Genomic DNA, 20925 nt, shown 5'->3' with positions numbered 1-20925 from the left:
GCACCGATGGCCACGCTCAGCATCAGCAGACGCGGGAACCGGTCGGTCAGAAGATACGCGGTGGCCCCCGGTGTGACGACCATCGCAATCACCAAAAACGCCCCCACCGTCTGCAACGCCGCCACGCAGCAGGCCGACAACAGCGTAAAGAACACCACTTTCAGGATGCCGGTATTGATCCCCATCGACCGGGCATGGTTCTCGTCAAAGAACGTCACCATCAGGTCTTTCCACTTGGCCAGCAGCACCGCCAGCGACACAAACCCGATGATCGCCAGTTGCAGCGTATCCCCCGGCGTGATCGCCAGAATGTTTCCCATGGTGATCGTCTGCACCGACACCGACATCGGCGACAGCGACACCATGAACAGCCCCAGCCCGAAGAACGAGGTGAAGATCAGCCCGATGATCGCATCCTCCTTCAATCCGGATCGCTGGTTCAGAAACAGCATCGCCCCTGCCGCCAGCCCCCCTGCCACAAACGCCCCGAGCGCAAACGGCAGGCCCAGCATATACGCCCCCGCCACCCCCGGCACGATGGAATGGCTCAGCGCATCGCCGATCAGCGACCAGCCTTTCAGCATCAGGTAAACCGACAGAAACGCACAAACCCCGCCGACCAACGCCGAAACCCACATGGCATTGATCATGTAGTTGTATTGAAACGGCAAAAGCAGGGTTTCGCTCATTTGGCCTCCGGCTTCACGGCGGGCTTGTCATAGATCACGAAGGGTTTTTCATCATCGGTGAATACAGTCACCGTGCGGGCATCGTCATCTTCATGCAGGTCGGCCCCGCCCAGCACGAAATGCCGCAGCACCCCGCCAAAAGCCAGCTCCAGGTTTTCGCGGGTAAAGGTGGTCTCGGTCGGGCCAGAGGCCAGCACCGTGCCCTTGACCAGCACCGTGCGATCACAAAACTCCGGCACCGAACCTAGGTTGTGGGTCGACACCAGCATCACCCGCCCCTCGACACGCATCTCGCGCAACAGGGCGATGATTGCATCCTCGGTTTGTACATCGACGCCGGTAAAAGGCTCGTCCAGCAAGATCACCACGGCGTCCTGCGCCAAGGCGCGGGCCAGGAACACCCGCTTGCGCTGCCCACCTGAAAGCTCGCCGATCTGGCGCTTGCGAAACTCGGTCATGTTGACGCGGGCCAGCGCGCTTGTAACAGCGGCATGGTCCGCAGGACCGGAGATGCGGAAGAACCCCATGTGGCCATAACGGCCCATCATCACCACATCCTCGACCAGCACCGGAAACGACCAATCCACCTCTTCGGATTGCGGCACATAGGCTACAAGGTTTTGCGCCAACGCCTCTTTGACCGACCGCCCAAGGATCGTGATCTCGCCCTTGGCCACCGGCACAAAGCCCATGATCGCCTTGAAGATCGTTGACTTCCCGGCACCGTTCACGCCCACCAGCCCGGTGATCGTGCCGGTCGGTATCGTGAAACTGGTGTCACGCAACGCGGTCTGGCCGTTGCGATAGGTGACATAGACCCCGGCTGCAGTGATGCCCGAGGCGGCAGTTGCTGCATCTTGCGACATCATCTGGTTTCCCAACGGGCCTCTTTCATTTCTGTGCCGTCAATCCATCGACAATGGTCTGCGACGTCACCCGCAGCAGATCGATATAGGTCGGCACCGGGCCATCCGCCTCGGTCAGACTGTCCACGTACAGCACCCCGCCATAGCGTGCGCCGGTTTCCCGGGCCACCTGCTCAGCCGGGGCCTGGCTGACCGTGCTTTCGCAAAAGATCGCCGGAATGGCATTGGCGCGGATCGCGTCGATCACCTTGCGCACCTGCTGCGGCGTGCCCTGTGCATCGGCGTTGATCGGCCAAAGATACAGCTCCTTCATCTGGAAATCCCGGATCAGATAGCTGAACGCCCCCTCGCAGGAGGCCAGCCAGCGCTGTTGTTCCGGCACCGCCAGAATGGCCGTGCGCAACGGGGCAATGGCTTCGGTGATCCGGGCCTTGTAAGCCTCGGCGTTGGCCGCATAGATGGCGGCATGTTCCGGGTCATGTTCCGACAGCGTGTCGCGGATGTTGTCGACGTAGATGATCGCGTTTTCCAGGCTCATCCAGGCATGCGGGTTTGGCTTTCCCGAATACTCGCCTTCGCTGATGCTCATCGGCATGATGCCATCGGTCAGCGTTGCACTGGGCACATCCGACAGGTTTTCAAGGAACTGTGCGAACCAGCGTTCCAGGTTCAGTCCGTTCCACAGGATCAGGTCCGCATCTTGCGCCCGGATGATATCGCCCGGCGTCGGCTCATAGCCGTGAATCTCCGCCCCGGCCTTGGTGATCGACGTCACCTCTGCAGCATCGCCTGCCACGTTGCGCGCCATGTCTGCGATGATCGTGAACGTCGTGACCACCTTGAACTTATGATCCTGCGCAAACGCGGCCTGCGCCATCAACGCCATCGCCGCAGCCACCATCAAAGATCGCAAACCTACACCCCGCATTCCAAGTCTCCATTCGTGAAACTGGCTCACTTTTGCTTATGAGAACCATTTGCAATTGTAAACACAAATGATAATCATTCGCAAATATCGACCGAAGTTGCGAATGGCAGGCAGGGATGAACACGGCCAAGGCAGACGCTGACATTGCAAACCCCGAAACGGCCCTGCGTCAGGCAGGCCTGCGGGTCACCGCGCAACGCATTGTCCTGTTGCAGGTGCTGGCCCAGACCGAAGACCATCCTGATGTGGAGGAACTGCATAGGCGCGCAAGGGCGGCGGACCCAAGAATTTCAATCGCAACCGTCTACCGGACCGTGGCCTCGCTGGTCCACTCCGGGCTGATCCAGCGCCATGTCTTCGAAGGCGCCAGCGCCCGCTACGAACGTCTTGACGACAGGCACCACGACCACATCGTCGATCTGGACACGGGTCAGATCGTGGAATTCCAGTCAGATCGTATCGAACAATTGCAGGCCGAGATTGCCGCACATCTGGGGTATGACCTCGTGCATCACCGGCTGGAACTGTACTGCCGCAAGCGCCAGGATCAATCCTCGACCATCATCCCGATCACGATCAGCACCTGATAGTCCTGCTTGTCGCAGCCCTCCACCTCAGGCATCGCAATGCCCTCGCGCATCGGGAACACATCGGTTGGCGTCTTATCGGGGGAACAGGCCTGACCCGTATACAGTGCCGCCCGGCACCGCAAATGCGTGACGTCATACAGCGTCGCCCCATCTGCCAGGCTCCACGCCTGCTTGCCCGCCGCATCCGGTTCCTGCACCGTCAGCACCGACGTCACCTCGCGCCCGCCGGTCACCACATACTGGCCTGCCGGCACCGGGAACACCGGGGCTTCCATGATCAGCCCATGTTCTTCCAGCCACCACGCCTTGCCATCAAACTGCCAGCCCGCCGGGGCCTTGCCGCCGTTGGCCACCAATTCCGGGACCTTGCGGATCTTCACGCCGCGCGGACCGGGGTCCACCGCCCAAAGCCCCCAATCCGCCGCGTCTTCGCCGGCTGTGGCCATCTTGTCGCCAAGTGCAGCAATGTACTGCGTATCAACGCGAACCTGCCGCGTCTCGGCCGCAGCCGGTCCGCCCGCCAGCACCAGCAGCGCGCACAGCGCGACACTCATCACCTGCGCCCAGATCCTTGAAATGTTGGTTGCCATGTCTGCCCCCGAATCTGCCCCCGAATTTGCCACACCTGTCCTACGGCTCACGGCGCAGTCTAGACCACTTCGGCAGCCTGCGTCGCCAGAATTCAGGCCTGAACCCAATCCTGAAACTCGCCAACATTCCCAAACCTCGCCGCACTCGCCGCACCGGTGTCCCCTGCGATGCCACCCGGCCGCAAGCCTGACCGGCGTTCACGTCGTTTCCGCCGCCTTCAGTTGCCAGTCGATCTCAATCGTCGTCGGCCCCCGCGTTTCGCCGCCCGCGCCATTCAAAAGCTCAAGGATCAATTCAGCCGCCTGCGCCCCGATCAACCGCGGCTTCGGGTCGATCGTGGTGATCGTCGGATGGCAAACACCGGCAATTTCATAGGCGCCAAAGCCCGCAATCGCGATGTCCCCCGGCACGTTCACGCCACGCCGCTGACATTCGCTCAACGCCCCAAACGCGCTTAGGTCTGACACGCAGATCACCGCTTGCGTGTCGGGCATGGTGTCCAGCAACCGCCCCATGGCCGCTGCCCCTTCGCGCATCGAAATCGGCGGCTTGCCTGCGCCGATCAGCCGGTGTGCGGCAAGGCCGTGGCGCTGCATCGCCGCGATGTACCCACGCCGCCGATCTGCCCCACGTGTATCGCCATCGGTGTCACCGCCGATAAAGGCAATGCGCGTCATCCCCTTGGCAACAAGATGATCCACCATGCCATGCATCGTCGCCGCGTTGGAAAACCCGACCACATGGCCGATCGGGTCCGCCGGCAAATCCCATGTCTCAACCACCGGAATCCCCGCATTCCTCAGCATCCGTCGCGCCCGGTCGCTGTGGCGGCCCCCGGTGACCACAATCGCCTCGGGCCGCCGCCGCAACAGCTGCTCGATCAGCTCTTCCTCCTTGGCCATGTCATAGCCGCTATAGGCCAGAAGAACCTGCATACCGGCCCCGGCCAGCCGGTCTGACAAGGCATCAACCGTGTCGGCGAAGTTCGCGTTGTTGATCGACGGGATGGTCACAGCCACAAAGTTCGTCTTCTGCGTGCGCAGGTTTGCCGCAGTGGAATCAAAGACATAACCCAGATCATCCGCAATCTTGCGAATGCGCAGGCGGGTGGCCTCACTGACCGATGTGTCAGACTTGAACGCGCGGCTGACAGTCATGACCGACACGTTTGCCGCTTCGGCCACGTCCTTCATGGTCTTGGCGCCAGACGGCTTGTCGCCCATTATTGCCCTGTCTTACGCTTTGTATTCCGCTGCCTCGGTGACGTGGTGGTGAATGCGGCCCTCAAAGAACTCCGCCACAATCACGCCCGTTATCGCCTTGGATTGATTGCGCACGTCGCTGGTCAACGCAAGCGCCATCACCTCGGTGGACGGATAGCTGATCGCAAGGATCAAAGGAAACTCAGGTGCGCCCGCATCACGTTCTTCGCCGAACATCACTCGCACGTCGGTGTTGCCGGGAAACTGCGTCCACAACGGCACCAGGCGGTCGGTAACGGCCTTGCGAAAGCGCTCCGTCATGCCCTCTTTGATACTGCCCTCGAACAGGGCAAAACGCGTGATCATCTGAACATGTCCTTGGCCTTCCTTGCTGCCAACAATCGCAGCCATCGGCGCTCGGGATATGTTATCGATACCAAAAGCAAACACAAGCCTAGATCGTCGACCCCGGCACCAGCCGCGTCTGGATGATGGTCACATCATCGACCGGGTCACCGCGCAGGCGACAGGCAAGTGCCTCCGCCGCGATCTTGCCAAGCCGGGTTGTGGGAATTGCGGTTGTGGTCAGCCTGCGCGGCAGGATCGACGCCGCCTCCATTCCGCCCCAGCCTGCCACGCCTATGTCATCGGGGACCTTGACCCCGATTCTGGCCAGATAGGCCAACCCGCCAATCGCCATTTCGTCGTCATGATAATAGATTGCATCCAGATCGCCCGCCCGCGCCAGCATCGTCTCGGTCCCGTAAAAACCCGCGTAAAAGCCGGGCTGGTCCTGCAAATGTTCCTCCGCCGCCAGCGTCAGGCCGGTCTCGGCCAAGCCGCTGACAAAGCCCAGAAACCGCAACCGGCCCGAGGTGTTGCGGTTGCCCAGCGCACCGACATAGCCAACCCGCCTGCGCCCCGCCAAAGCAATGCAGCGGGCCATTTCCAAGCCGTTGTCGAAATGCGAAAACCCGATGGCAAGGTCGATCGGCTTGGTCGTCAGGTCCCAGATTTCCGCCACCGGTACGCCCATGTCGCGCAGCAGCTTCAGCGTGCCCCGGGTATGCACCCGCGACGCCAGCACCACCGCCGCAGGTTTCCACGAGGCCAAGGTGCGCAGCCAGACCTCCTCTTCGTCCGGCATCTGATTGTGCGATCCGATCATCGTCTGATAGCCCAGCCGCGCCAAAGTCAGGTTCAGCGATTCCAGCACCGACCCGAACAATGGCGAAGTCAGGCGCGGCACGCAGACCCCGATCAGCGTCGATGTCCCCGACGGCCCGAAGGCCGCCGCCAACCGGTTCGGCAGATAGCCGGTCCGCGCGACCTCGAGCAGCACTTTCTCCCGCGTGGCCTCGGAAAACCCCGATGCGCCACGCAGCACACGGCTGACGGTCATCTTCGAAACCCCCAGGCTTCGTGCGATGTCTTCCAGGCCAGGCTTCGTGCGCTTTTCCATTCAGCGCAGTATTGTCGGGGTGGCTTGCAATGCAATACCTCGCTTACGTTATCGATAACTTTCTTCTTGACTCGCGGTTCGTCTGGGCAAAGTATAGCAACGTTACCGGTAACCTCAAAGAGGGCCGCGCGCTGATCTCTGGGAGGGGAAATGGCTGACCAGCACGGCTTGTTCTTCGACTCGATCGTCAAAAGCTTTGGCGGCACCAAGGCCTTGCGTGGCGTTTCCCTCCGGGTCAACTGCGGCGAGATCGTCGCATTACTGGGTGAAAACGGCGCCGGTAAGTCTACGCTTATCAAGACTTTAGGTGGCATCTATTCGCCAGACAGCGGTCAGGTCATGGTCGACGGCGTGCCTTATCGTCATGTCAGCGGGCGAACCTCAGCCAGACAGGCCGTGGCTTTCATCCATCAAGACCTCGGACTGATCGAATGGATGAGCGTCGCGGAAAACATCGCCCTCGCGGTCGGCTACCCCAAACGCGCCGGTCGGATCGACTGGCCAGCGACCGAACGGCTGGCCAAAGAAGCGCTGGCGTTGGTCGACGCCGACTTTGCGCCGACCGCCCGTGTCTCCAGCCTGACCCGCACTGAAAAGTCGCTGGTGGCGATTGCCCGCGCACTGGCCGTCGAATGCGATTTTCTGGTGCTGGACGAACCCACCGCCAGCCTGCCCGCTGATGAGGTGGAGCGTCTTTTCGCCGCCCTGCGCCCGCTGAAAGCCAAAGGCGTGGGCATGATCTACGTGTCGCACCGGCTGGACGAGGTGTTCCGGATATCCGACCGCGTGGCCGTTTTGCGCGATGGCCAGATGGTCGGGATGCGCGACATCGAACACACCAATGCCGAAGATCTGGTCAGCCTGATCGTTGGCCGCAAAGCCCGCGAGATTGACCGCCCCGAGGTGCAGGATGGCCCCGAACTGCTGACCGTCGCCGCCCTGACCACCCGCAAGGCCGGCCCGGTCAGTTTCAACATCCGCCGGGGCGAGCTGGTGGGCCTTGTCGGCCTGCGTGGCGCGGGTCACGAAGACATTGGCCGCGCGCTCTTTGGGCTTGAACGTCACACCGGCACTGTCACCCTGGATGGCACTCCCCCGGACCTGACCTCCCCCGGCAGCGCCATGCGGTCGGGCATCGGCTTTGTGGCACGCGACCGCGTCGTGGAATCGGTGGCCCCGGCGCTGACAATCCGCGAGAACACTTTTCTGAACCCTTTCATTACTGGCCGAAACCTGCTGTCCTTCATGCGGCCAAACACTGAAAATGGCCTCGCCAGCACCCTTGGCGGCCGCGTCGGCCTGTCGCCCAACGATCCCACCCTGGCAATCGAGGCGCTGTCTGGTGGCAACCAGCAAAAGGTCGTCGTCGGCCGTTGGCTAGATACGCAGCGCCGCCTTCTGATCGCCGAAGACCCCACCGCCGGCGTCGATGTAGGTGCCAAGGCCGAGATCTACCACCTGCTGTTCGAAGCGCTTGCCTCGGGCATGGGCGTGCTGATCGTCTCCACCGATTTTGAGGAGGTGGCCAACATCTGCCACCGCGCCATCGTCTTCAGCCGGGGTCAGGTCGTGAAGGAACTTCGCGGCGTTGCCCTGTCCACGCAAACCCTCATCCAGGCCGCTTCGGCTGGCGATGAAGCCGCCTGAGCAAAGAAACAAACATGAACTCCATCCAGTCAGATGCCCTTGAACCCACCCGCGACGAGCTGACCGAACTGACCACGGTGCAGAAAATCTTGCGCCTCGCGCCGGTTTACGGGCTGGTGATCCTGACGGTGTTCCTGATCATCCTGTTCTCGGTCTTGCTGCCCAACACCTTTCCCACCGTGCTCAACCTGCGCGCCATCCTGTCTGACAAGTCGATCATCGCCATCCTGTCCCTTGCCGCAATGATCCCGATGGTCGCCGGGCGGATCGACCTTACCGTTGGCTACGGCATCGTGCTTTGGCACATCCTCGCAATCTCGCTGCAGGTGAACTACGGCGTGCCTTGGCCGCTGGCCGTGCTCATCGTCATTGCCCTTGGCGCCATCACCGGCGTGCTGAACGGCATTCTGGTCGAGGTCGCCAAGATCGACGCCTTCATCGCCACGCTTGGCACCGGCACAGTGCTTTATGCCATTGCCCTGTGGCATTCCGGCGGGCGGCAGGTGGTGGGCGAATTGGACCCCAGCTTCTACCTGCTCAGCGGGCAATGGGTCCTGGGCCTGCCGATCACCGGCTTTTATGTGCTGGCGATCAGCCTTGTCCTCTGGGTGGTGCTCGAGTTTACCCCCGTCGGCCGTTACCTCTATGCAATCGGGGCCAACCAGAAGGCGGCGGAACTGAACGGCATCCCAACGCGCAAGTTCGTCGTCGGCGCGTTTGTAGCCTCCGGTACATTGGCCGCTTTGGCGGGGGTGCTGCTGGCCTCCAAACTGCGGATCGGTCAGGCCTCGGTGGGCCTTGAGTTCCTGCTGCCGGCACTCGTCGGCGCATTCCTCGGCTCCACCACGATCAAACCGGGGCGGGTCAACGTCTGGGGCACCATCATCGGCGTCGCCATTCTGGCGGTCGGTATTTCCGGCATCCAGCAATTCGGCGGCTCGTTCTGGGTGGAACCCCTGTTCAACGGATCAACGCTGCTGATTGCCATCGGCATCGCTGGATATGCGCAGCGCAAGAAGGGTGCTGCGCGCAAATAACGACAACACTGAAACGGGAGGAACGACTATGCAGAAACGTACTTTTATCGGGGCCTTGCTTGCCACTACCATGATCGCGGGCGTGGCCTTGCCAAGCTTTGCCCAGGGTGCTGCCTTTGATGGCCCGACCACCGGCCCAAAGGCGGCTGACGCCAAGACCATCGTCGTGCTTGCTGCCGACCTGAAGAATGGCGGCATTCTTGGCGTCACCACCGGGGTCGAGGAAGCCGCCGCCAAAATCGGCTGGACGGTTCGGGTGCTGGACGGTGCGGGTTCCGTTCAAGGCCGCACCGCGGCGTTTGGTCAGGCCATGGCGTTGATGCCCGATGGCATCGTGATCAATGGCTTTGACGCCGTCGAACAGCAGGCCGCCATCGAAGGCGTCGCTGCTGCCGGCATCCCCATGGTGTCCTGGCATTCCGGCCCGAAGATCGGCTGTGACGCACCGGGCGGCATCTTTGCCAACGTATCCACCGATGCGATGACGGTGTCCGAGACTGCCGCCAAATGGGCAATCGAAGACGGCGCAGGCACGGTTGGCGCGATCATCTTTACCGACAGCACCTACCAGATCGCCATCGACAAGGCCGACCGGATCAAGAAAACCATCGAAGATATGGGCGGCACGGTTCTGGAATATGTCGATACGCCGATTGCCGAAACCTCAACCCGGATGGGCCCGCTGACCACCTCGCTTTTGCAAAAGTACGGCGACAAGTGGACCCACTCGCTTGCCATCAACGACCTTTACTTCGACTTCATGGGTCCGGCCCTGGCCGCAGCCGGCATCGATGGCAAGGGCGCACCCAAGGCAGGTTCCGCCGGTGACGGGTCCGAAGCCGCGTTTCAGCGCATCCGTTCGGGTCAGTATCAGGCGATCACCGTTGCCGAACCGCTGAATCTGCAAGGCTGGCAATTGGTGGACGAACTGAACCGCGCTGTTTCGGGCGAGCCTTGCTCGGGCTACGTTACCGCACCGGCGCTGGTCACCGAAGAGGGGCTGAAAGCGTCCGGCGACAGCAACCAGTTCGATCCGCAAAATGGTTACCGCGAGGCCTATGCCGCAATCTGGGGCAAGTAACTTCTAGCCACTTGGCCATCACGACAGCGGGCGCTCAGCAATGGGTGCCCGTCTTCGTTTCAGCCGTCACGCCACTATCGGGTGGGTGATGGTGAAACGACCGCACATCGCCCCACATTAGGCAAAGCCTTGCCGGTGTCAAAGCCGGGTAGGCAGCGCCCGCCTTGCGCACGCCACCTCAGACAGGCACCCTGAGTATTCAACGAAGGAGTCTCCATGCGACCTATTCTGTTCGCCGTCCTAACCGTCCTTCCAATGACCGCTTACGCGGGGGCCAACCCCGAAGCCGTCTACCGCAGCATGATCACCGGCGCTTGGGCGATGGCGCCCGAAGCCTGCGGCACCATCGACGCCTTCACCTTCTCGCACGGCCAGGTTCAGGCCGGCATAGACGTCTGCACCTTCAGCGCCCCGATCAGCGGACCGGGCGGCACCGGCGTGCAACTGAACATGTCCTGCACCGAAAGCGACGATCCCACCACCGCGATCCCGGAAACCTTTGTCCTGACCCTCGATCAAGTCGACCCCGGCCTGCCCGATCCCGGTGACATTCTGACACTGACCGGCACCGACAGCCTTGGCGTCCCGATCACGCTGCGCCGCTGCCCGTAACGCGCGAGGGGCGTGAACATCGCCCCAATTCACGCTATGCTGGCGCCACCGCCAATTGGCACAAGAGGACATGATGCCCCTCACCGGTCACCTTAGCCAGATTTCCCGCCGCGTCGAAAACCTCGACCGCGCCCGCACCTTCTTCCGCGAAACTCTCGGCCTGACCGAACTATACGCCTTCCCCGGCCTCGCGTTCTTCGATCTGTCCGGCACCCGCCTCATGCTGCGCGAAACCGGCACAACGACCGAGGCAGACGTCCTCTACTTCCACACCGAAGACCTCGCCGCCGCACACCAGACGCTTGCGTCCAAAGCCGTCGCTTTTTCCCGCGCGCCGCACCTGATCCATACCCACCCCGACGGGTCCGAGGAATGGATGGCCTTCTTTCACGATGACGAAGGCCGCGATCTGGCGCTGCACACCATCACGCGGCCCTGACCCTTACTGGCCCAGAATCTTGATGCGCCCCTCGACCACAGGCTTCACCGTGCCCAGCTTTTCGACATAGGCCATCACGTCATTGGCCACGAGGCTGCTGGTCGGCCCATCGGTGACAATCCGCCCACCGCCCAGCGCGTCATAACCGTCACCACCGCCAAGAATAAAGTCGTTGACGGCCACCTTGTAGACCTTGTCTGCCTCCAACGCAGCACCATCAACCATCACCTCAGACACCCGCGATCCGGCAGGCGCGCTGGGGTCCAGCGTAAAGGTCAGCCCCGACACCTGCGGAAACCGCCCCGCCCCCTTTTCGACCTGACTGACCCCGTTCTCCAGTGCCAGCAGGATCTGGCTGCCCGGCAGTTCCGTTACCACCGTGACATTGCCGAACGGCAGTTCCGCCAGAATATCGCGCCGCGTCAGTTTGGCACCGGCTTCATAGACCCGGTCGCCCCGAATGCCGCCACCGTTCATTATGGCGATATCCGCTCCGGTCGCATCGCGCATCCCGTCGGCGATCAGGTTGCCCATCGTCGCCTCAACCGCCCGCACAATATTGCGACGGCTGTCGATCTCGGTTTCCGTGGTGCCGATCTCGACGTTCAGCGTTTCGTCCAGCGACGCCAGGTACTTGTCCGCCAGCGCCTTGCTCTGCGGGTGCGGCTCCACTGTCGCTGTGTCGATGAACCGGAAGATCGGCGTCCAGCTTATCGTGCGCTTGCCATCCTTTTCGCCCACCTCCACCAACAGATCGACCGGTGACAGATACTGCCCGTCAACCCCGGTTTCGACATAGGCCGTCACCCCGTCATAGGCCGTCGCATAAGAATGGTCATCGCCCGACAAGATCACATCGAACGCCTTGCTGGCCATCAACGCGCGGTCGTTGTCCATATAGGTCTGCACCACGCCCACCACGATGTCAGCCCCGTCCTCGCGCGCCTTCTTGGCCGCAGCGACCCCGGTTTCCACGGTTGGCAGAAACTTCAGACTGCCGGTGGAACTCACCTCCGGCGAGGTGTCCTGCGCCACCGGAATCAGCGCCACCTTCAGCCCACCAACTTCCTTCACCATCACCCCGCCCAAGCCCTCGACGGGCGAGCCGTCAGCATTGGTGATGTTGATCGCGGCCCACGGGTACTTCGACGCCTTCATCTTCTCGATGAAGTTCTCCGGCCCGAAGTCGAACTCGTGGTTGCCTGGCACCGCCAGATCGAACGGCACCAGATTGGTGAACTCGATCGTATTCTGCCCCTTGTCGAACCCCGATTGCAACGAAGGTGACAGCATGTCGCCGTCAAACAGGTACAGCGTGTTCGGGTTCGCCGCGCGTTCAGCCAATGCCACCGCGTTCAGCCGCGCAAAACCGCCGCGCCCGTCCTCTTCCTCGAAATTGTAGACATCGCCGACACCAAGCAGTGTCAACTTGACGGTTTCCGCACCAAGCGGTGTGGCAACGACACAGCCCGCCGTCAGCAGCATAGAGATCAGGGATTTTCTGAATACAAACATCGCGATTCTCCTTTTGGATAAATTCGTGACAGGCCACCATTCTGCCTGCGGTTGTACCGCACTGTCAAAGCGTCGCTTCGGTCGTGCCACGGCTTTGTCAAAGCAGAATGACAGTCACGCCCATAGCCCGCTTTCTCTTGACCCACCGGCCTGTAACGACGGGCCCATAACGACGGGCCCATAACGACGGGATTGACCCGAACGCCCCAAACCGGCAAGACACGGCCATGTTGATCTACAAGATATTCCGCCGCCCCGAATGGGATGCGTTCCGCGCTGCCGGGGATACCCTCGGTGCCCCCATCGATCTGGCCGATGGCTACATCCATTTCTCCACGGCCGCTCAGGTTGCCGAAACCGCCGCCAAATGGTTTTCCAGTGAAAGCGATCTGGTGCTGGTGGCCTTGCAGTCGGATGCCCTGGGTCCGGCGCTGAGGTGGGAGCCGTCGCGCGGCGGCCAACTGTTCCCGCATCTCTACCGCAGCCTGAACCTGTCGGACGTGGTCTGGGACAAATCGCTGCCCCTCGGCGCCACCGGCCACATCTTCCCCGAGGGCGTCTGGTGAACCGGATCGAACGCGCGGGCCTTGCCCTGCTGCACCGCTTCGATCCCGAACGCGCCCATGCTCTGTCGCTTCTGGCGCTGCAAACCGGCCTCGCCCCGCTGCCCGGCCCGGTCACTTCGCCGCGCCTTGCAACAACGCTGGCCGGACTTTCGCTGCCAAACCCCGTCGGCCTTGCCGCAGGCTATGACAAGAACGCCACCGTGACGGGCCCGCTGTCCCGCGCCGGGTTCGGTTTCATCGAGGTGGGTGCTGCCACTCCCCTGCCGCAACCCGGCAACCCGAAACCTCGCCTGTTTCGCCTGACCGAAGACCGCGCCGCGATCAACCGCTTCGGCTTCAACAACGACGGGATGGAGGCGATCGCCGCCCGCCTCGCCGCCCGCACCCGCACACAAGTGCCGGTCGGCCTGAACCTCGGTGCCAACAAGACCTCCCCCGACCGCGCCGGTGATTTCGCCAGGGTTCTCGCCCGCTGCGGCCCCTATGTCGATTTCACCACCGTCAACGTCTCGTCTCCGAACACCGAACGTCTGCGCGACCTGCAAGGCCCCGCCGCGCTCGCAGCCGTGCTGCAAGGCGTGATGGAAGCCCGTGCCGCCCTCGCCACCCCGATCCCGGTGTTCCTGAAAATCGCCCCCGACCTCACCGACGAAGACCTCGCCCGGATCGCCGAGGTGACGCTCGCCTGCGGCCTCGCCGGCATCATCGCCACCAACACCACCCTCAACCGCGACGGGCTGCACAGCCGCCACGCCGGCGAAGCGGGCGGCCTCTCCGGCGCGCCGCTCTTTGAACGCTCTACCCGCGTCCTCGCCCGCCTTTCACAACTTACCGACGGCAGGCTACCGCTGATCGGCGTCGGCGGCATCTCCACGCCCGAACAAGCCTACGCCAAGATCTGCGCCGGGGCCTCTGCCGTCCAGCTTTACACCGCGATGGTCTACGAAGGCCTGTCCGTCGCCGCGCGGGTGGCCCATGGCCTCGACCAGCTTCTCGCCCGCGACGGCCATGCCAGCATCACAGATGCCATCGGCACCCGCCGCAACCACTGGCTCTGACGCCTTCCTCTTCACCAAATATCCCACGGGGGTGCGGGGGTGTGAAACCCCCGCTCCGCCTTGTCAGAATGCCTTGAACGTCATCGTGGTCAGCGTCCGCACCATGTCCGGCACGTCGAACAGCCGCGACGACAGATAGTGACCCGTGTCCTCGCCATCCGGAATATAGACCTTGGCAATCAGGTCATATTCGCCGCTGGTCGAATACAACTCGCTTACCACCTCGCGGTCCCAGATCGCGTTGGCCACCTCATAGGTCTTGCCGGGGGTGCAGCGGAATTGAACGAACACCAAAGCCATCTGGGCCTCCTTCTTGTGTCGCAACCCTAACGCCCGGCGCGGCCGGTGAAAAGCGCCGTCAATCGCCAGCGGCCACCAACGCCATCGGCGCCGGCTCGCGCTTCAGATCGTCGATCGTCAGTGGCGCGACCGGCCGCGCCAGCCGGTTACGCACCACCCAGTAAAGCCGCGTCTGCGCCCGGGTGATCGCCACATAAGCCAGCCGCTTCCACAGCGGCACCCCCGCCTCGGAACGCCCTGATTGCGCCGCGGCATACAGGTCCGGCGCAAAGACCTGCACCTCGTCCCACTGGCTGCCTTGCGCCTTGTGGATCGTCACCGCCGCCCCATGCAGAAACGCCGCCCCCATCTTGGCGGCATGCGGGATGAACGGCTCCTCCTCATCGGGCCGCTCGATCTTGATGATGCTGGCGGCAGACACCTGCGGCTCTTCCGCCCCCACCACATGCAGCTTTGCAAATCCCTCGCGGTTGCCGGTGCCCAGATAGATCACCTGCGCGCCCTTGATCAGGCCGCGTGCCTCCAGGTCGATCCGCTTCTTGCGGTGCTTCAACGGCAGTTCGATCCCGTCGCAGATCAACGGCTCACCGGGCAACAGCTCATCCTCCGGCGCGCCATAGGCGGCACGGAACGCATGGATCAGCCGGATCCGTGTGGCATTGCGCCAGCACAGAACCGGGCTGCGCGCCATCAGCCCCGCGTCCACCCGCTCAGCCCAGACCACCCGGTCATCCGCCCGCGCCCGTTCCTCCACCATCCGCTCGAACGCCTCAAACCCGATCTTCTCATCGCCCAGGGCATGTGCAAGGTCCAGAATCGGGTTGTCCTCCGCCTGCCGGTGAATCCGGCTCAACGTCAGCTTGCGGCCCGCGCCCAGCTTGTCGAACACCATCTCGCCCGATGCGCCCACCGGGGCCAGCTGTGCGGGATCACCAAACAGCACCAGTGCGGGAAAGATCTCGCGCAGGTCGGCCAGCTGGCGCTCGTCCAGCATCGAGGACTCATCCACGAACCCCACATCCAGCGGTTCTTCCCGCCGCTTCCAGCCCTTGATGAAATCGCTGCCCTTCAGCCCCGCCGTGGCCAGTGCGCCCGGCACCGACGGCACGCTCTGGTAAAACGCATAGGCCCGGTCCAGCGCCAGATCGGTCAGCCCCTCGACCACCGGCCTTGTGCCCTGGCCGGTCAGCCATTCGGCGATCTTTTCGTATTGCGGGTCATAGACCGGGGTATACAGAATCCGGTGAATGGTGGTCGCCGGAACGCCTTGCAACCGCAGCACCGATGCCGCCTTGTTGGTTGGCGCAAGAATGGCCAGCGTCCGGCGATCCTTGCGCCGCCGCGCCTCGTAATCGCCAGATACGATGTCGACCCCGGCCTCCTTCATCGCGCGGTACAATGCAGCCAGCAGCATCGTCTTGCCTGACCCCGCCTTGCCGACCACCGCCAGAACGCTGGCCTTGCCTTCGGCCATCGGCGTCAGCGTGCCTTCGGTCAGGTCAATGCCATGGCCGATCAATTCGGCCGCAAGGCGGTCAAAGGCCTCGGCTTGATCACTGGAAAAGGTAACGGCGGGAACTTGCATCGGCGCCACTTTACCCGCCCTCGCGTGCAAGTGCGAGGTCAATGCGGCCGCCCGGAAGGCGGCACGCCGCCACGCCCGGACGACCCGTTGCTGCCTTCGTCTTGCGCGTCGACTTCGGCCCGCGCTTCCAGCAACGCTTCATCCACTTTTGCCGCAAGGGCCGGAAAGTTGTTCTTGATGGCATAGGCCTTGAGATCTGACAGAACGTCAAAGATCCAGTCGTGGCGCATGGAGCCCCCGGAACAAACACAAGATCGCCGTTACAGCCGGCGCGGGTCAGGGTCACAACATCCCCCAACCCGTCAACACATCGTCGATGCACGACATATGACAAAGCAGAAAATCGCCAAATGCAGCCAATTCCAGACCTTTTCACGGTTAACGATCCAATTCGAACAGCCCCCGCGTGTCCTGCCTTTGCGACCTTCACCCTGGGGCAGAATGCGGCCTGAAGTGGGTCCAAATGGCCTTGCCGTTCGTGACCCACTCCCTATCTTGCAACCGGAAATCCTGCAGCGGAAAGGGAAGGTGCGCCATGAAACACTACGAAGGCGGGTGCCTTTGTGGCCATATCCGCTTCGTCGCCACTGGCGCGCCCGGCTGGCCGCATACCTGCTCGTGCACCATCTGCCAGCGGCATTCCGGCGCGCTGACCTTGGCTTGGGTGGAATTTCCGCGCGATCAGGTGCAATGGAACGGCCCCGGCGGAGCGCCGCAGCTCTGGCGCTCCTCGCCAAAATCCAGCCGGGCCTTTTGCCCGGTCTGTGGCAGCACACTTGGGGCAGTGGATGATGCCCCGACCATCGCCTTGCTGGTCGGCAATCTTGACAGACCGAACCGCAAGGAACTTGCCCCCGTGGCGCACTCCTACATCAGCAGCCGCCCGAGATGGTGGCGCATCCGTATCGGTGCCGACCCGGCTTAAGCCCCGCGTCCGAGGCTCGCTTCAAGCGTATCCTCGAACGTCCGCAGCCCGGTGCGCGGCGCTTGTACCAGCACCGCCATGTTGCCCGGTTTGTGCTGGTTCTTCCACATCAGCGTGTGCGCCCGCGGAATCTCGGCCCAGGGGAACACCTCCGACATGCAGGGATCCAACCGCCGCTCCACCATCAGCTTGTTCGCCGCCGCCGCCTGCTTCAGATGCGCGAAATGGCTACCCTGCAGGCGCTTCTGGTGCATCCACATATAGCGCACATCAAACGTGCAATTGAACCCCGTAGTGCCCGCGCAGATCACCACCATGCCGCCCTTCTTGCACACCAGGGATGAGACCGGAAAGGTCGCCTCGCCCGGATGTTCGAACACCATGTCGACGTTCACGCCCTTACCCGTGATGTCCCAGATCGCCTTGCCAAAGCGCCGCGCTTCTTTCAGCCAGACGTCATACTCCGCGCTCCCAACCTTCGGCAGCTGCCCCCAGCAGTTGAACTCGCCCCGGTTGATCACGCCCTTTGCGCCCAGACCCATCACGAACTCGCGCTTGCTCTCGTCGGAAATCACCCCGATGGCATTCGCCCCAGCCGTATTGATCAGCTGGATCGCATAAGACCCAAGGCCCCCTGACGCGCCCCAGACCAAAACGTTCTGCCCCGGCTTCAGGTCATGTGGTTCATGCCCGAACAGCATCCGGTAGGCCGTGGCCAGCGTCAGCGTGTAGCACGCACTTTCCTCCCAGCTCAGATGCTTTGGCCGTGGCATCAACTGCTGCGCCTGCACCCGGGTGAACTGGCTGAAACTGCCGTCCGGCGTCTCATAGCCCCAGATCCGCTGGCTCATCGAATACATCGGATCGCCACCGTTGCACTCCTCGTCATCGCCGTCGTCCTGGTTGCAGTTGATCACCACCTCATCCCCGACCTTCCAGCGCTTGACCTTGTCGCCCACCGCCCAGACAATGCCCGACGCGTCCGACCCCGCAATGTGAAACGCCTGCTTGTGGCCATCGAACGGGCTGATCGGTTGCCCCAGACCCGCCCAGACGCCGTTGTAATTCACCCCCGCCGCCATCACCAACACCAGCACCTCGTTACTGTCGATGGCCCAGGTGTCCACCACCTCCAACTGAAACGATTGCTCCGGCGCACCATGCCGCTCGCGCCGGATCGTCCAGGCGTGCATCTGCTTTGGCACATGGCCCAGCGGCGGCATCTCGCCCAAGGCATAGAGGTCCTTCTTCGGCGCGTCATAGATCATCTGTGCGGTCTGCGTGTCCAAAGCCAAGATACCCTCCGTCGCTCATGCCGCGCTGCAGAATCAGCGGCTCTCCGACAGCATAATAATCTTGCGCGCAACTTTGCAACAGTTCTAAAGCAGATTTTGTAATTTTATGTCTGCTGCGTTGCGGCGCATGTCACCCCGGCGGCACCGATGCCGCATAAAAGGCCAGAACCGCCTCTTGCCCCGGCACCGGCTGCCATTGCTCGCTCACCAGCCCGCGCGCCATCAGCGGCCCCAACCCCTCGGCCATCACCCCGTCAATGCCCTGCGGCGGCAGCTTCAACACCGCCCCGGCTTGCGCCAATCGCGTGATCAAAGCCTCCACCCGCTCCTGCAACGCCTCGCGCGACGCGGCCCCTGCCCCTAACGCATGTGCCACCAATGGCACCGGCAACACCGGCACCACCTGCGCAATCGCGGCCATCAGACGCCCGCCCAAAGCCTCGACACTGCCGCCTTCGGCCAGAAACGCCCGCAACGACACCGGCGCCCCGAACCCCGCAGCGGCCGTGCCAAACCCCTTGAACCGCCCGCGCATCCGCTTCCACAGCAACCACGCTCCGTGCAAAGCCACCTTCACCGGCTGCATCCGGAACCGTCGCGTCCCTGCCTGCCCGGCCGCGATCAGCACCCAGTCCTCCAGCACCCGGTCATAGGCCAGTCCCACCGGCACAAACACCACATCCCGCCCGGCCGGATCGAACCCATCGATGATATAGCTGAGCAGCCCCATCTTCGCCGGCCCGACCCGCCCATCCAAGGACAACCCACCCTCCGGAAAGATCGCTTGCGTCATGCCCTCCGCCGTCGCCATCTGCACATACCGCGCCAGCACCCTGCGGTACAAAGCGTTGCGACTGCCGCGCCGGATGTAATAGGCCCCCATCGCCCGGATGACCGCGCTGAGCGGCCAGACCCGCGCCCATTCCCCCACCGCATAGGAAATCGCCGCGCGGTCGGCGACCAGCCAGGTCACCAGCACATAATCCACGTTGCTGCGGTGGTTCATTACGAAAATCACCGTGGCCTTCGGGTCAACATGGGCCAGTTCCTTGTCGACCTTGCCCACCCGCACCCGGTACAGGAACCGGCTGAACCCCTTCGCCGCGCGGGTGGCAAACCCGAAATACAGCGTCGCCGAAAACCCCGGTACTATCTCGCGCGCGTACCCATGCGCCTCCTCAAACGCGACGCTAAGCGGCACACCTGTCTCTGCCGCGTGTTCGGTCACGGCTTCCATCACGCGCGGGTCATAGGCCAACCGCACGATCATGTCCTGCCGCCTGGCAAGCTTGAATGGCTCGATCTTCCGCTCCAACCGCGTGTTGACCTGCGCAACTACACGCTCCATCCGGCGGCGGAAAAACCACCGGACAGATGGGGCAAGCACCCGGTCCAACGCCGCAATCGCCGCAAATGCAACGATCAGGACAAGGAGCCAAAGAGGAAGCGTAATGGTCATCACCACAGGCTTCCTCGGTATAGCCGCTTGTGTAAAGCGTCAGTTATAGGTGAAGGTGCTTGTCTCGCAGACATTCACTTTTTCGCGGATCAACTCATCCCCATCTTCAAACACCGCGCGGAAATCGAACATGCAGTATCCCGATTCGTCATTGAAGTTGATCGATACTTGCGAACCGGACGGTAACACGTCTTGGCCAAGGATATCTTCCTCCCAAGAACTCGACCCGGTATTAGAGCCGTAGAAGTTGGTCATCGTGAACCCAGTTTCGTTGATGATGGTCACCCGCCGATCGAGGGCCAAAGCAGGGGTTGCCAACATGGTGCCCATCAGGGCCACAAATGTGGCGTAGCGCAGAAATGACATCCCAAAATCCTTTCATTGAAAGGCGCGCGCGCTTTTGTGCGGCCTGCAAAACGGTAAAACACTGGCCACACCACAATCAACAAAATTCAAAGCCGCACCGCAGCATGCCGCAATGCAGCGTTTGACAACGTTACAAAGTGGCGTGTAACCATATGTTTGTGTAATATTATTGCGTGTTAGAATCGAAGGATCCGTTCCATGGTGCAGAAAGACACTCCCTGGTTGTTTCGTACCTACGCAGGGCACTCCACGGCTTTGGCCTCCAACGCACTGTATCGCGGCAACCTCGCGCGCGGGCAGACCGGGCTTTCAATCGCTTTCGATTTGCCGACTCAGGTCGGCTATGACAGCGACCACGTTCTGGCACGCGGCGAGGTCGGCAAGGTTGGCGTACCGGTGGCGCATCTGGGCGACATGCGCGCCCTTTTTGACGAAATCCCGCTGGATCAGATGAACACATCGATGACCATCAACGCCACTGCACCGTGGCTTTTGGCCCTTTACATCGCTGTTGCTGAAGAACAGGGGGCCGATGTGGCCGCCCTGCAAGGCACCGTGCAGAACGATATCATCAAGGAATACCTGTCGCGTGGCACCTATATCTGCCCGCCCGTACCATCTTTGCGAATGATAACCGATGTGGCTGCCTATACAGCCGCACATCTGCCCAAATGGAACCCGATGAACATTTGTTCATATCACTTGCAAGAGG

At 62.3% G+C, this 20925-nt stretch carries 24 protein-coding genes; 10 read left to right on the top strand and 14 right to left on the bottom strand.

Features of this window, described 5'->3' with window-relative positions; genetic code table 11:
* From RMO18_RS18520 to RMO18_RS18510, 3 genes are all read right to left on the bottom strand, one after another.
* Positions 1-689, bottom strand: a 689-nt coding sequence (locus RMO18_RS18520) for a metal ABC transporter permease (RefSeq protein ID WP_309667928.1), incomplete at its 3' end; no start/stop codon positions are given.
* Positions 686-1555 carry a manganese/iron ABC transporter ATP-binding protein gene (locus tag RMO18_RS18515; RefSeq protein WP_309667930.1) on the bottom strand — a complete coding sequence of 290 codons (870 nt, stop codon included), beginning with the start codon at positions 1553-1555 and terminating at the stop codon, positions 686-688. The genes RMO18_RS18515 and RMO18_RS18520, both read right to left, overlap by 4 nt.
* A 25-nt stretch (positions 1556-1580) precedes the next feature.
* Entirely contained in the window at positions 1581-2483 is a 903-nt protein-coding gene (locus RMO18_RS18510; protein ID WP_309667926.1) for a metal ABC transporter substrate-binding protein, read from the bottom strand.
* Between the two features lie 116 nt (positions 2484-2599).
* Here RMO18_RS18510 and RMO18_RS18505 point away from each other — a divergent pair, with 116 nt between their 5' ends.
* Entirely contained in the window at positions 2600-3070 is a 471-nt protein-coding gene (locus RMO18_RS18505; protein WP_309667924.1) for a Fur family transcriptional regulator, read from the top strand.
* Here RMO18_RS18505 and RMO18_RS18500 read toward each other — a convergent pair.
* The 4 genes from RMO18_RS18500 to RMO18_RS18485 all read right to left on the bottom strand — a co-directional run bounded on the left by RMO18_RS18500 (position 3031) and on the right by RMO18_RS18485 (position 6328).
* The gene (locus RMO18_RS18500; RefSeq protein ID WP_309667923.1) at positions 3031-3663 is read right to left on the bottom strand and encodes a hypothetical protein; all 633 of its coding nucleotides are present in this window, start codon (positions 3661-3663) and stop codon (positions 3031-3033) included. The genes RMO18_RS18505 and RMO18_RS18500 overlap by 40 nt on opposite strands.
* 198 nt (positions 3664-3861) lie before the next feature.
* Entirely contained in the window at positions 3862-4887 is a 1026-nt protein-coding gene (locus RMO18_RS18495) for a LacI family DNA-binding transcriptional regulator (protein WP_309667921.1), read from the bottom strand.
* Positions 4888-4899: 12 nt separating this feature from the next.
* Positions 4900-5232: a hypothetical protein gene (locus tag RMO18_RS18490; protein ID WP_309667919.1), complete on the bottom strand. Its 333-nt coding sequence runs from the start codon at positions 5230-5232 to the stop codon at positions 4900-4902.
* 88 nt (positions 5233-5320) lie between these two features.
* On the bottom strand, positions 5321-6328 hold the full coding sequence (locus RMO18_RS18485; RefSeq protein ID WP_309667916.1) for a LacI family DNA-binding transcriptional regulator: 1008 nt from the start codon (positions 6326-6328) through the stop codon (positions 5321-5323).
* Between the two features lie 150 nt (positions 6329-6478).
* On the opposite strand from RMO18_RS18485, the gene RMO18_RS18480 reads away from it, so the two are divergent.
* The 5 genes from RMO18_RS18480 (at position 6479) to RMO18_RS18460 (ending at position 11144) form a co-directional block, all read left to right on the top strand.
* Positions 6479-7975: a sugar ABC transporter ATP-binding protein gene (locus RMO18_RS18480; RefSeq protein WP_309667914.1), complete on the top strand. Its 1497-nt coding sequence runs from the start codon at positions 6479-6481 to the stop codon at positions 7973-7975.
* Between the two features lie 14 nt (positions 7976-7989).
* On the top strand, positions 7990-9012 hold the full coding sequence (locus RMO18_RS18475) for an ABC transporter permease (RefSeq protein ID WP_309667912.1): 1023 nt from the start codon (positions 7990-7992) through the stop codon (positions 9010-9012).
* A gap of 28 nt (positions 9013-9040) precedes the next feature.
* Positions 9041-10093, top strand: coding sequence for a substrate-binding domain-containing protein (locus RMO18_RS18470; RefSeq protein WP_309667910.1), 1053 nt, complete (start codon positions 9041-9043; stop codon positions 10091-10093).
* Between the two features lie 216 nt (positions 10094-10309).
* Positions 10310-10705 (top strand): hypothetical protein, encoded by a 396-nt coding sequence (locus RMO18_RS18465; RefSeq protein ID WP_309667909.1) that lies wholly within the window; start codon positions 10310-10312, stop codon positions 10703-10705.
* Between the two features lie 70 nt (positions 10706-10775).
* Positions 10776-11144: a VOC family protein gene (locus RMO18_RS18460; RefSeq protein WP_309667907.1), complete on the top strand. Its 369-nt coding sequence runs from the start codon at positions 10776-10778 to the stop codon at positions 11142-11144.
* Between the two features lie 3 nt (positions 11145-11147).
* Here the strand turns inward: RMO18_RS18460 and RMO18_RS18455 are convergent, their stop codons facing one another.
* Complete coding sequence (locus tag RMO18_RS18455) at positions 11148-12659, bottom strand: 5'-nucleotidase C-terminal domain-containing protein (RefSeq protein WP_309667905.1); 1512 nt, start codon at positions 12657-12659, stop codon at positions 11148-11150.
* A gap of 227 nt (positions 12660-12886) precedes the next feature.
* On the opposite strand from RMO18_RS18455, the gene RMO18_RS18450 reads away from it, so the two are divergent.
* Entirely contained in the window at positions 12887-13225 is a 339-nt protein-coding gene (locus tag RMO18_RS18450) for a DUF952 domain-containing protein (protein WP_309667904.1), read from the top strand.
* A complete protein-coding gene (locus RMO18_RS18445) occupies positions 13222-14283 on the top strand; it encodes a quinone-dependent dihydroorotate dehydrogenase (protein ID WP_309667903.1) in 1062 nt (353 codons plus the stop codon). Before RMO18_RS18450 ends, RMO18_RS18445 begins: the two co-directional genes overlap by 4 nt.
* 63 nt (positions 14284-14346) lie before the next feature.
* On the opposite strand, the gene RMO18_RS18440 is transcribed toward RMO18_RS18445, so the two are convergent.
* From RMO18_RS18440 to RMO18_RS18430, 3 genes are read right to left on the bottom strand one after another with little or no spacing between them, the layout of a single operon-like run.
* Positions 14347-14583 carry an Lrp/AsnC ligand binding domain-containing protein gene (locus tag RMO18_RS18440; RefSeq protein ID WP_309667902.1) on the bottom strand — a complete coding sequence of 79 codons (237 nt, stop codon included), beginning with the start codon at positions 14581-14583 and terminating at the stop codon, positions 14347-14349.
* Positions 14584-14641: 58 nt separating this feature from the next.
* The gene (locus tag RMO18_RS18435; RefSeq protein ID WP_309667901.1) at positions 14642-16168 is read right to left on the bottom strand and encodes an AAA family ATPase; all 1527 of its coding nucleotides are present in this window, start codon (positions 16166-16168) and stop codon (positions 14642-14644) included.
* A gap of 38 nt (positions 16169-16206) precedes the next feature.
* Positions 16207-16398, bottom strand: coding sequence for a hypothetical protein (locus tag RMO18_RS18430; protein WP_309667900.1), 192 nt, complete (start codon positions 16396-16398; stop codon positions 16207-16209).
* Between the two features lie 305 nt (positions 16399-16703).
* On the opposite strand from RMO18_RS18430, the gene RMO18_RS18425 reads away from it, so the two are divergent.
* Complete coding sequence (locus RMO18_RS18425; RefSeq protein WP_309667899.1) at positions 16704-17093, top strand: GFA family protein; 390 nt, start codon at positions 16704-16706, stop codon at positions 17091-17093.
* Here RMO18_RS18425 and ccrA read toward each other — a convergent pair.
* The 3 genes from ccrA to RMO18_RS18410 all read right to left on the bottom strand — a co-directional run bounded on the left by ccrA (position 17090) and on the right by RMO18_RS18410 (position 20213).
* Positions 17090-18388 (bottom strand): crotonyl-CoA carboxylase/reductase, encoded by a 1299-nt coding sequence (gene ccrA, locus RMO18_RS18420; RefSeq protein ID WP_309667898.1) that lies wholly within the window; start codon positions 18386-18388, stop codon positions 17090-17092. The genes RMO18_RS18425 and ccrA overlap by 4 nt on opposite strands.
* A 130-nt stretch (positions 18389-18518) precedes the next feature.
* Entirely contained in the window at positions 18519-19847 is a 1329-nt protein-coding gene (locus RMO18_RS18415; RefSeq protein WP_309667897.1) for a 1-acyl-sn-glycerol-3-phosphate acyltransferase, read from the bottom strand.
* Positions 19848-19886: 39 nt separating this feature from the next.
* Positions 19887-20213 carry a hypothetical protein gene (locus tag RMO18_RS18410; RefSeq protein ID WP_309667895.1) on the bottom strand — a complete coding sequence of 109 codons (327 nt, stop codon included), beginning with the start codon at positions 20211-20213 and terminating at the stop codon, positions 19887-19889.
* Positions 20214-20411: 198 nt separating this feature from the next.
* On the opposite strand from RMO18_RS18410, the gene RMO18_RS18405 reads away from it, so the two are divergent.
* The coding region (locus RMO18_RS18405) for a methylmalonyl-CoA mutase family protein (protein WP_309667893.1) at positions 20412-20925 on the top strand (514 nt) is incomplete at its 3' end.

Origin of the sequence: Tabrizicola sp. (assembly GCF_031377265.1) — a bacterium.
Classification (GTDB): domain Bacteria; phylum Pseudomonadota; class Alphaproteobacteria; order Rhodobacterales; family Rhodobacteraceae; genus JAUYQR01.
Note: the sequence above shows the minus strand (reverse complement) of the source record. Positions and strands in the feature narration are given on the sequence as shown.

What these genes read in the sequence shown, in the direction of transcription:
- RMO18_RS18490 (WP_309667919.1), bottom strand. Translation starts at nt 5,232, where the DNA reads ATGATCACGCGTTTTGCCCTGTTCGAGGGCAGTATCAAAGAGGGCATG.
- RMO18_RS18455 (WP_309667905.1), bottom strand. Translation starts at nt 12,659, where the DNA reads ATGTTTGTATTCAGAAAATCCCTGATCTCTATGCTGCTGACGGCGGGC.
- RMO18_RS18425 (WP_309667899.1), top strand. Translation starts at nt 16,704, where the DNA reads ATGAAACACTACGAAGGCGGGTGCCTTTGTGGCCATATCCGCTTCGTC.
- RMO18_RS18435 (WP_309667901.1), bottom strand. Translation starts at nt 16,168, where the DNA reads ATGCAAGTTCCCGCCGTTACCTTTTCCAGTGATCAAGCCGAGGCCTTT.
- RMO18_RS18430 (WP_309667900.1), bottom strand. Translation starts at nt 16,398, where the DNA reads ATGCGCCACGACTGGATCTTTGACGTTCTGTCAGATCTCAAGGCCTAT.
- RMO18_RS18415 (WP_309667897.1), bottom strand. Translation starts at nt 19,847, where the DNA reads ATGACCATTACGCTTCCTCTTTGGCTCCTTGTCCTGATCGTTGCATTT.
- RMO18_RS18485 (WP_309667916.1), bottom strand. Translation starts at nt 6,328, where the DNA reads ATGGAAAAGCGCACGAAGCCTGGCCTGGAAGACATCGCACGAAGCCTG.
- RMO18_RS18510 (WP_309667926.1), bottom strand. Translation starts at nt 2,483, where the DNA reads ATGCGGGGTGTAGGTTTGCGATCTTTGATGGTGGCTGCGGCGATGGCG.
- RMO18_RS18480 (WP_309667914.1), top strand. Translation starts at nt 6,479, where the DNA reads ATGGCTGACCAGCACGGCTTGTTCTTCGACTCGATCGTCAAAAGCTTT.
- RMO18_RS18500 (WP_309667923.1), bottom strand. Translation starts at nt 3,663, where the DNA reads ATGGCAACCAACATTTCAAGGATCTGGGCGCAGGTGATGAGTGTCGCG.
- RMO18_RS18515 (WP_309667930.1), bottom strand. Translation starts at nt 1,555, where the DNA reads ATGTCGCAAGATGCAGCAACTGCCGCCTCGGGCATCACTGCAGCCGGG.
- RMO18_RS18495 (WP_309667921.1), bottom strand. Translation starts at nt 4,887, where the DNA reads ATGGGCGACAAGCCGTCTGGCGCCAAGACCATGAAGGACGTGGCCGAA.
- RMO18_RS18465 (WP_309667909.1), top strand. Translation starts at nt 10,310, where the DNA reads ATGCGACCTATTCTGTTCGCCGTCCTAACCGTCCTTCCAATGACCGCT.
- RMO18_RS18470 (WP_309667910.1), top strand. Translation starts at nt 9,041, where the DNA reads ATGCAGAAACGTACTTTTATCGGGGCCTTGCTTGCCACTACCATGATC.
- RMO18_RS18410 (WP_309667895.1), bottom strand. Translation starts at nt 20,213, where the DNA reads ATGTCATTTCTGCGCTACGCCACATTTGTGGCCCTGATGGGCACCATG.
- RMO18_RS18475 (WP_309667912.1), top strand. Translation starts at nt 7,990, where the DNA reads ATGAACTCCATCCAGTCAGATGCCCTTGAACCCACCCGCGACGAGCTG.
- RMO18_RS18440 (WP_309667902.1), bottom strand. Translation starts at nt 14,583, where the DNA reads ATGGCTTTGGTGTTCGTTCAATTCCGCTGCACCCCCGGCAAGACCTAT.
- RMO18_RS18450 (WP_309667904.1), top strand. Translation starts at nt 12,887, where the DNA reads ATGTTGATCTACAAGATATTCCGCCGCCCCGAATGGGATGCGTTCCGC.
- RMO18_RS18460 (WP_309667907.1), top strand. Translation starts at nt 10,776, where the DNA reads ATGATGCCCCTCACCGGTCACCTTAGCCAGATTTCCCGCCGCGTCGAA.
- RMO18_RS18505 (WP_309667924.1), top strand. Translation starts at nt 2,600, where the DNA reads ATGAACACGGCCAAGGCAGACGCTGACATTGCAAACCCCGAAACGGCC.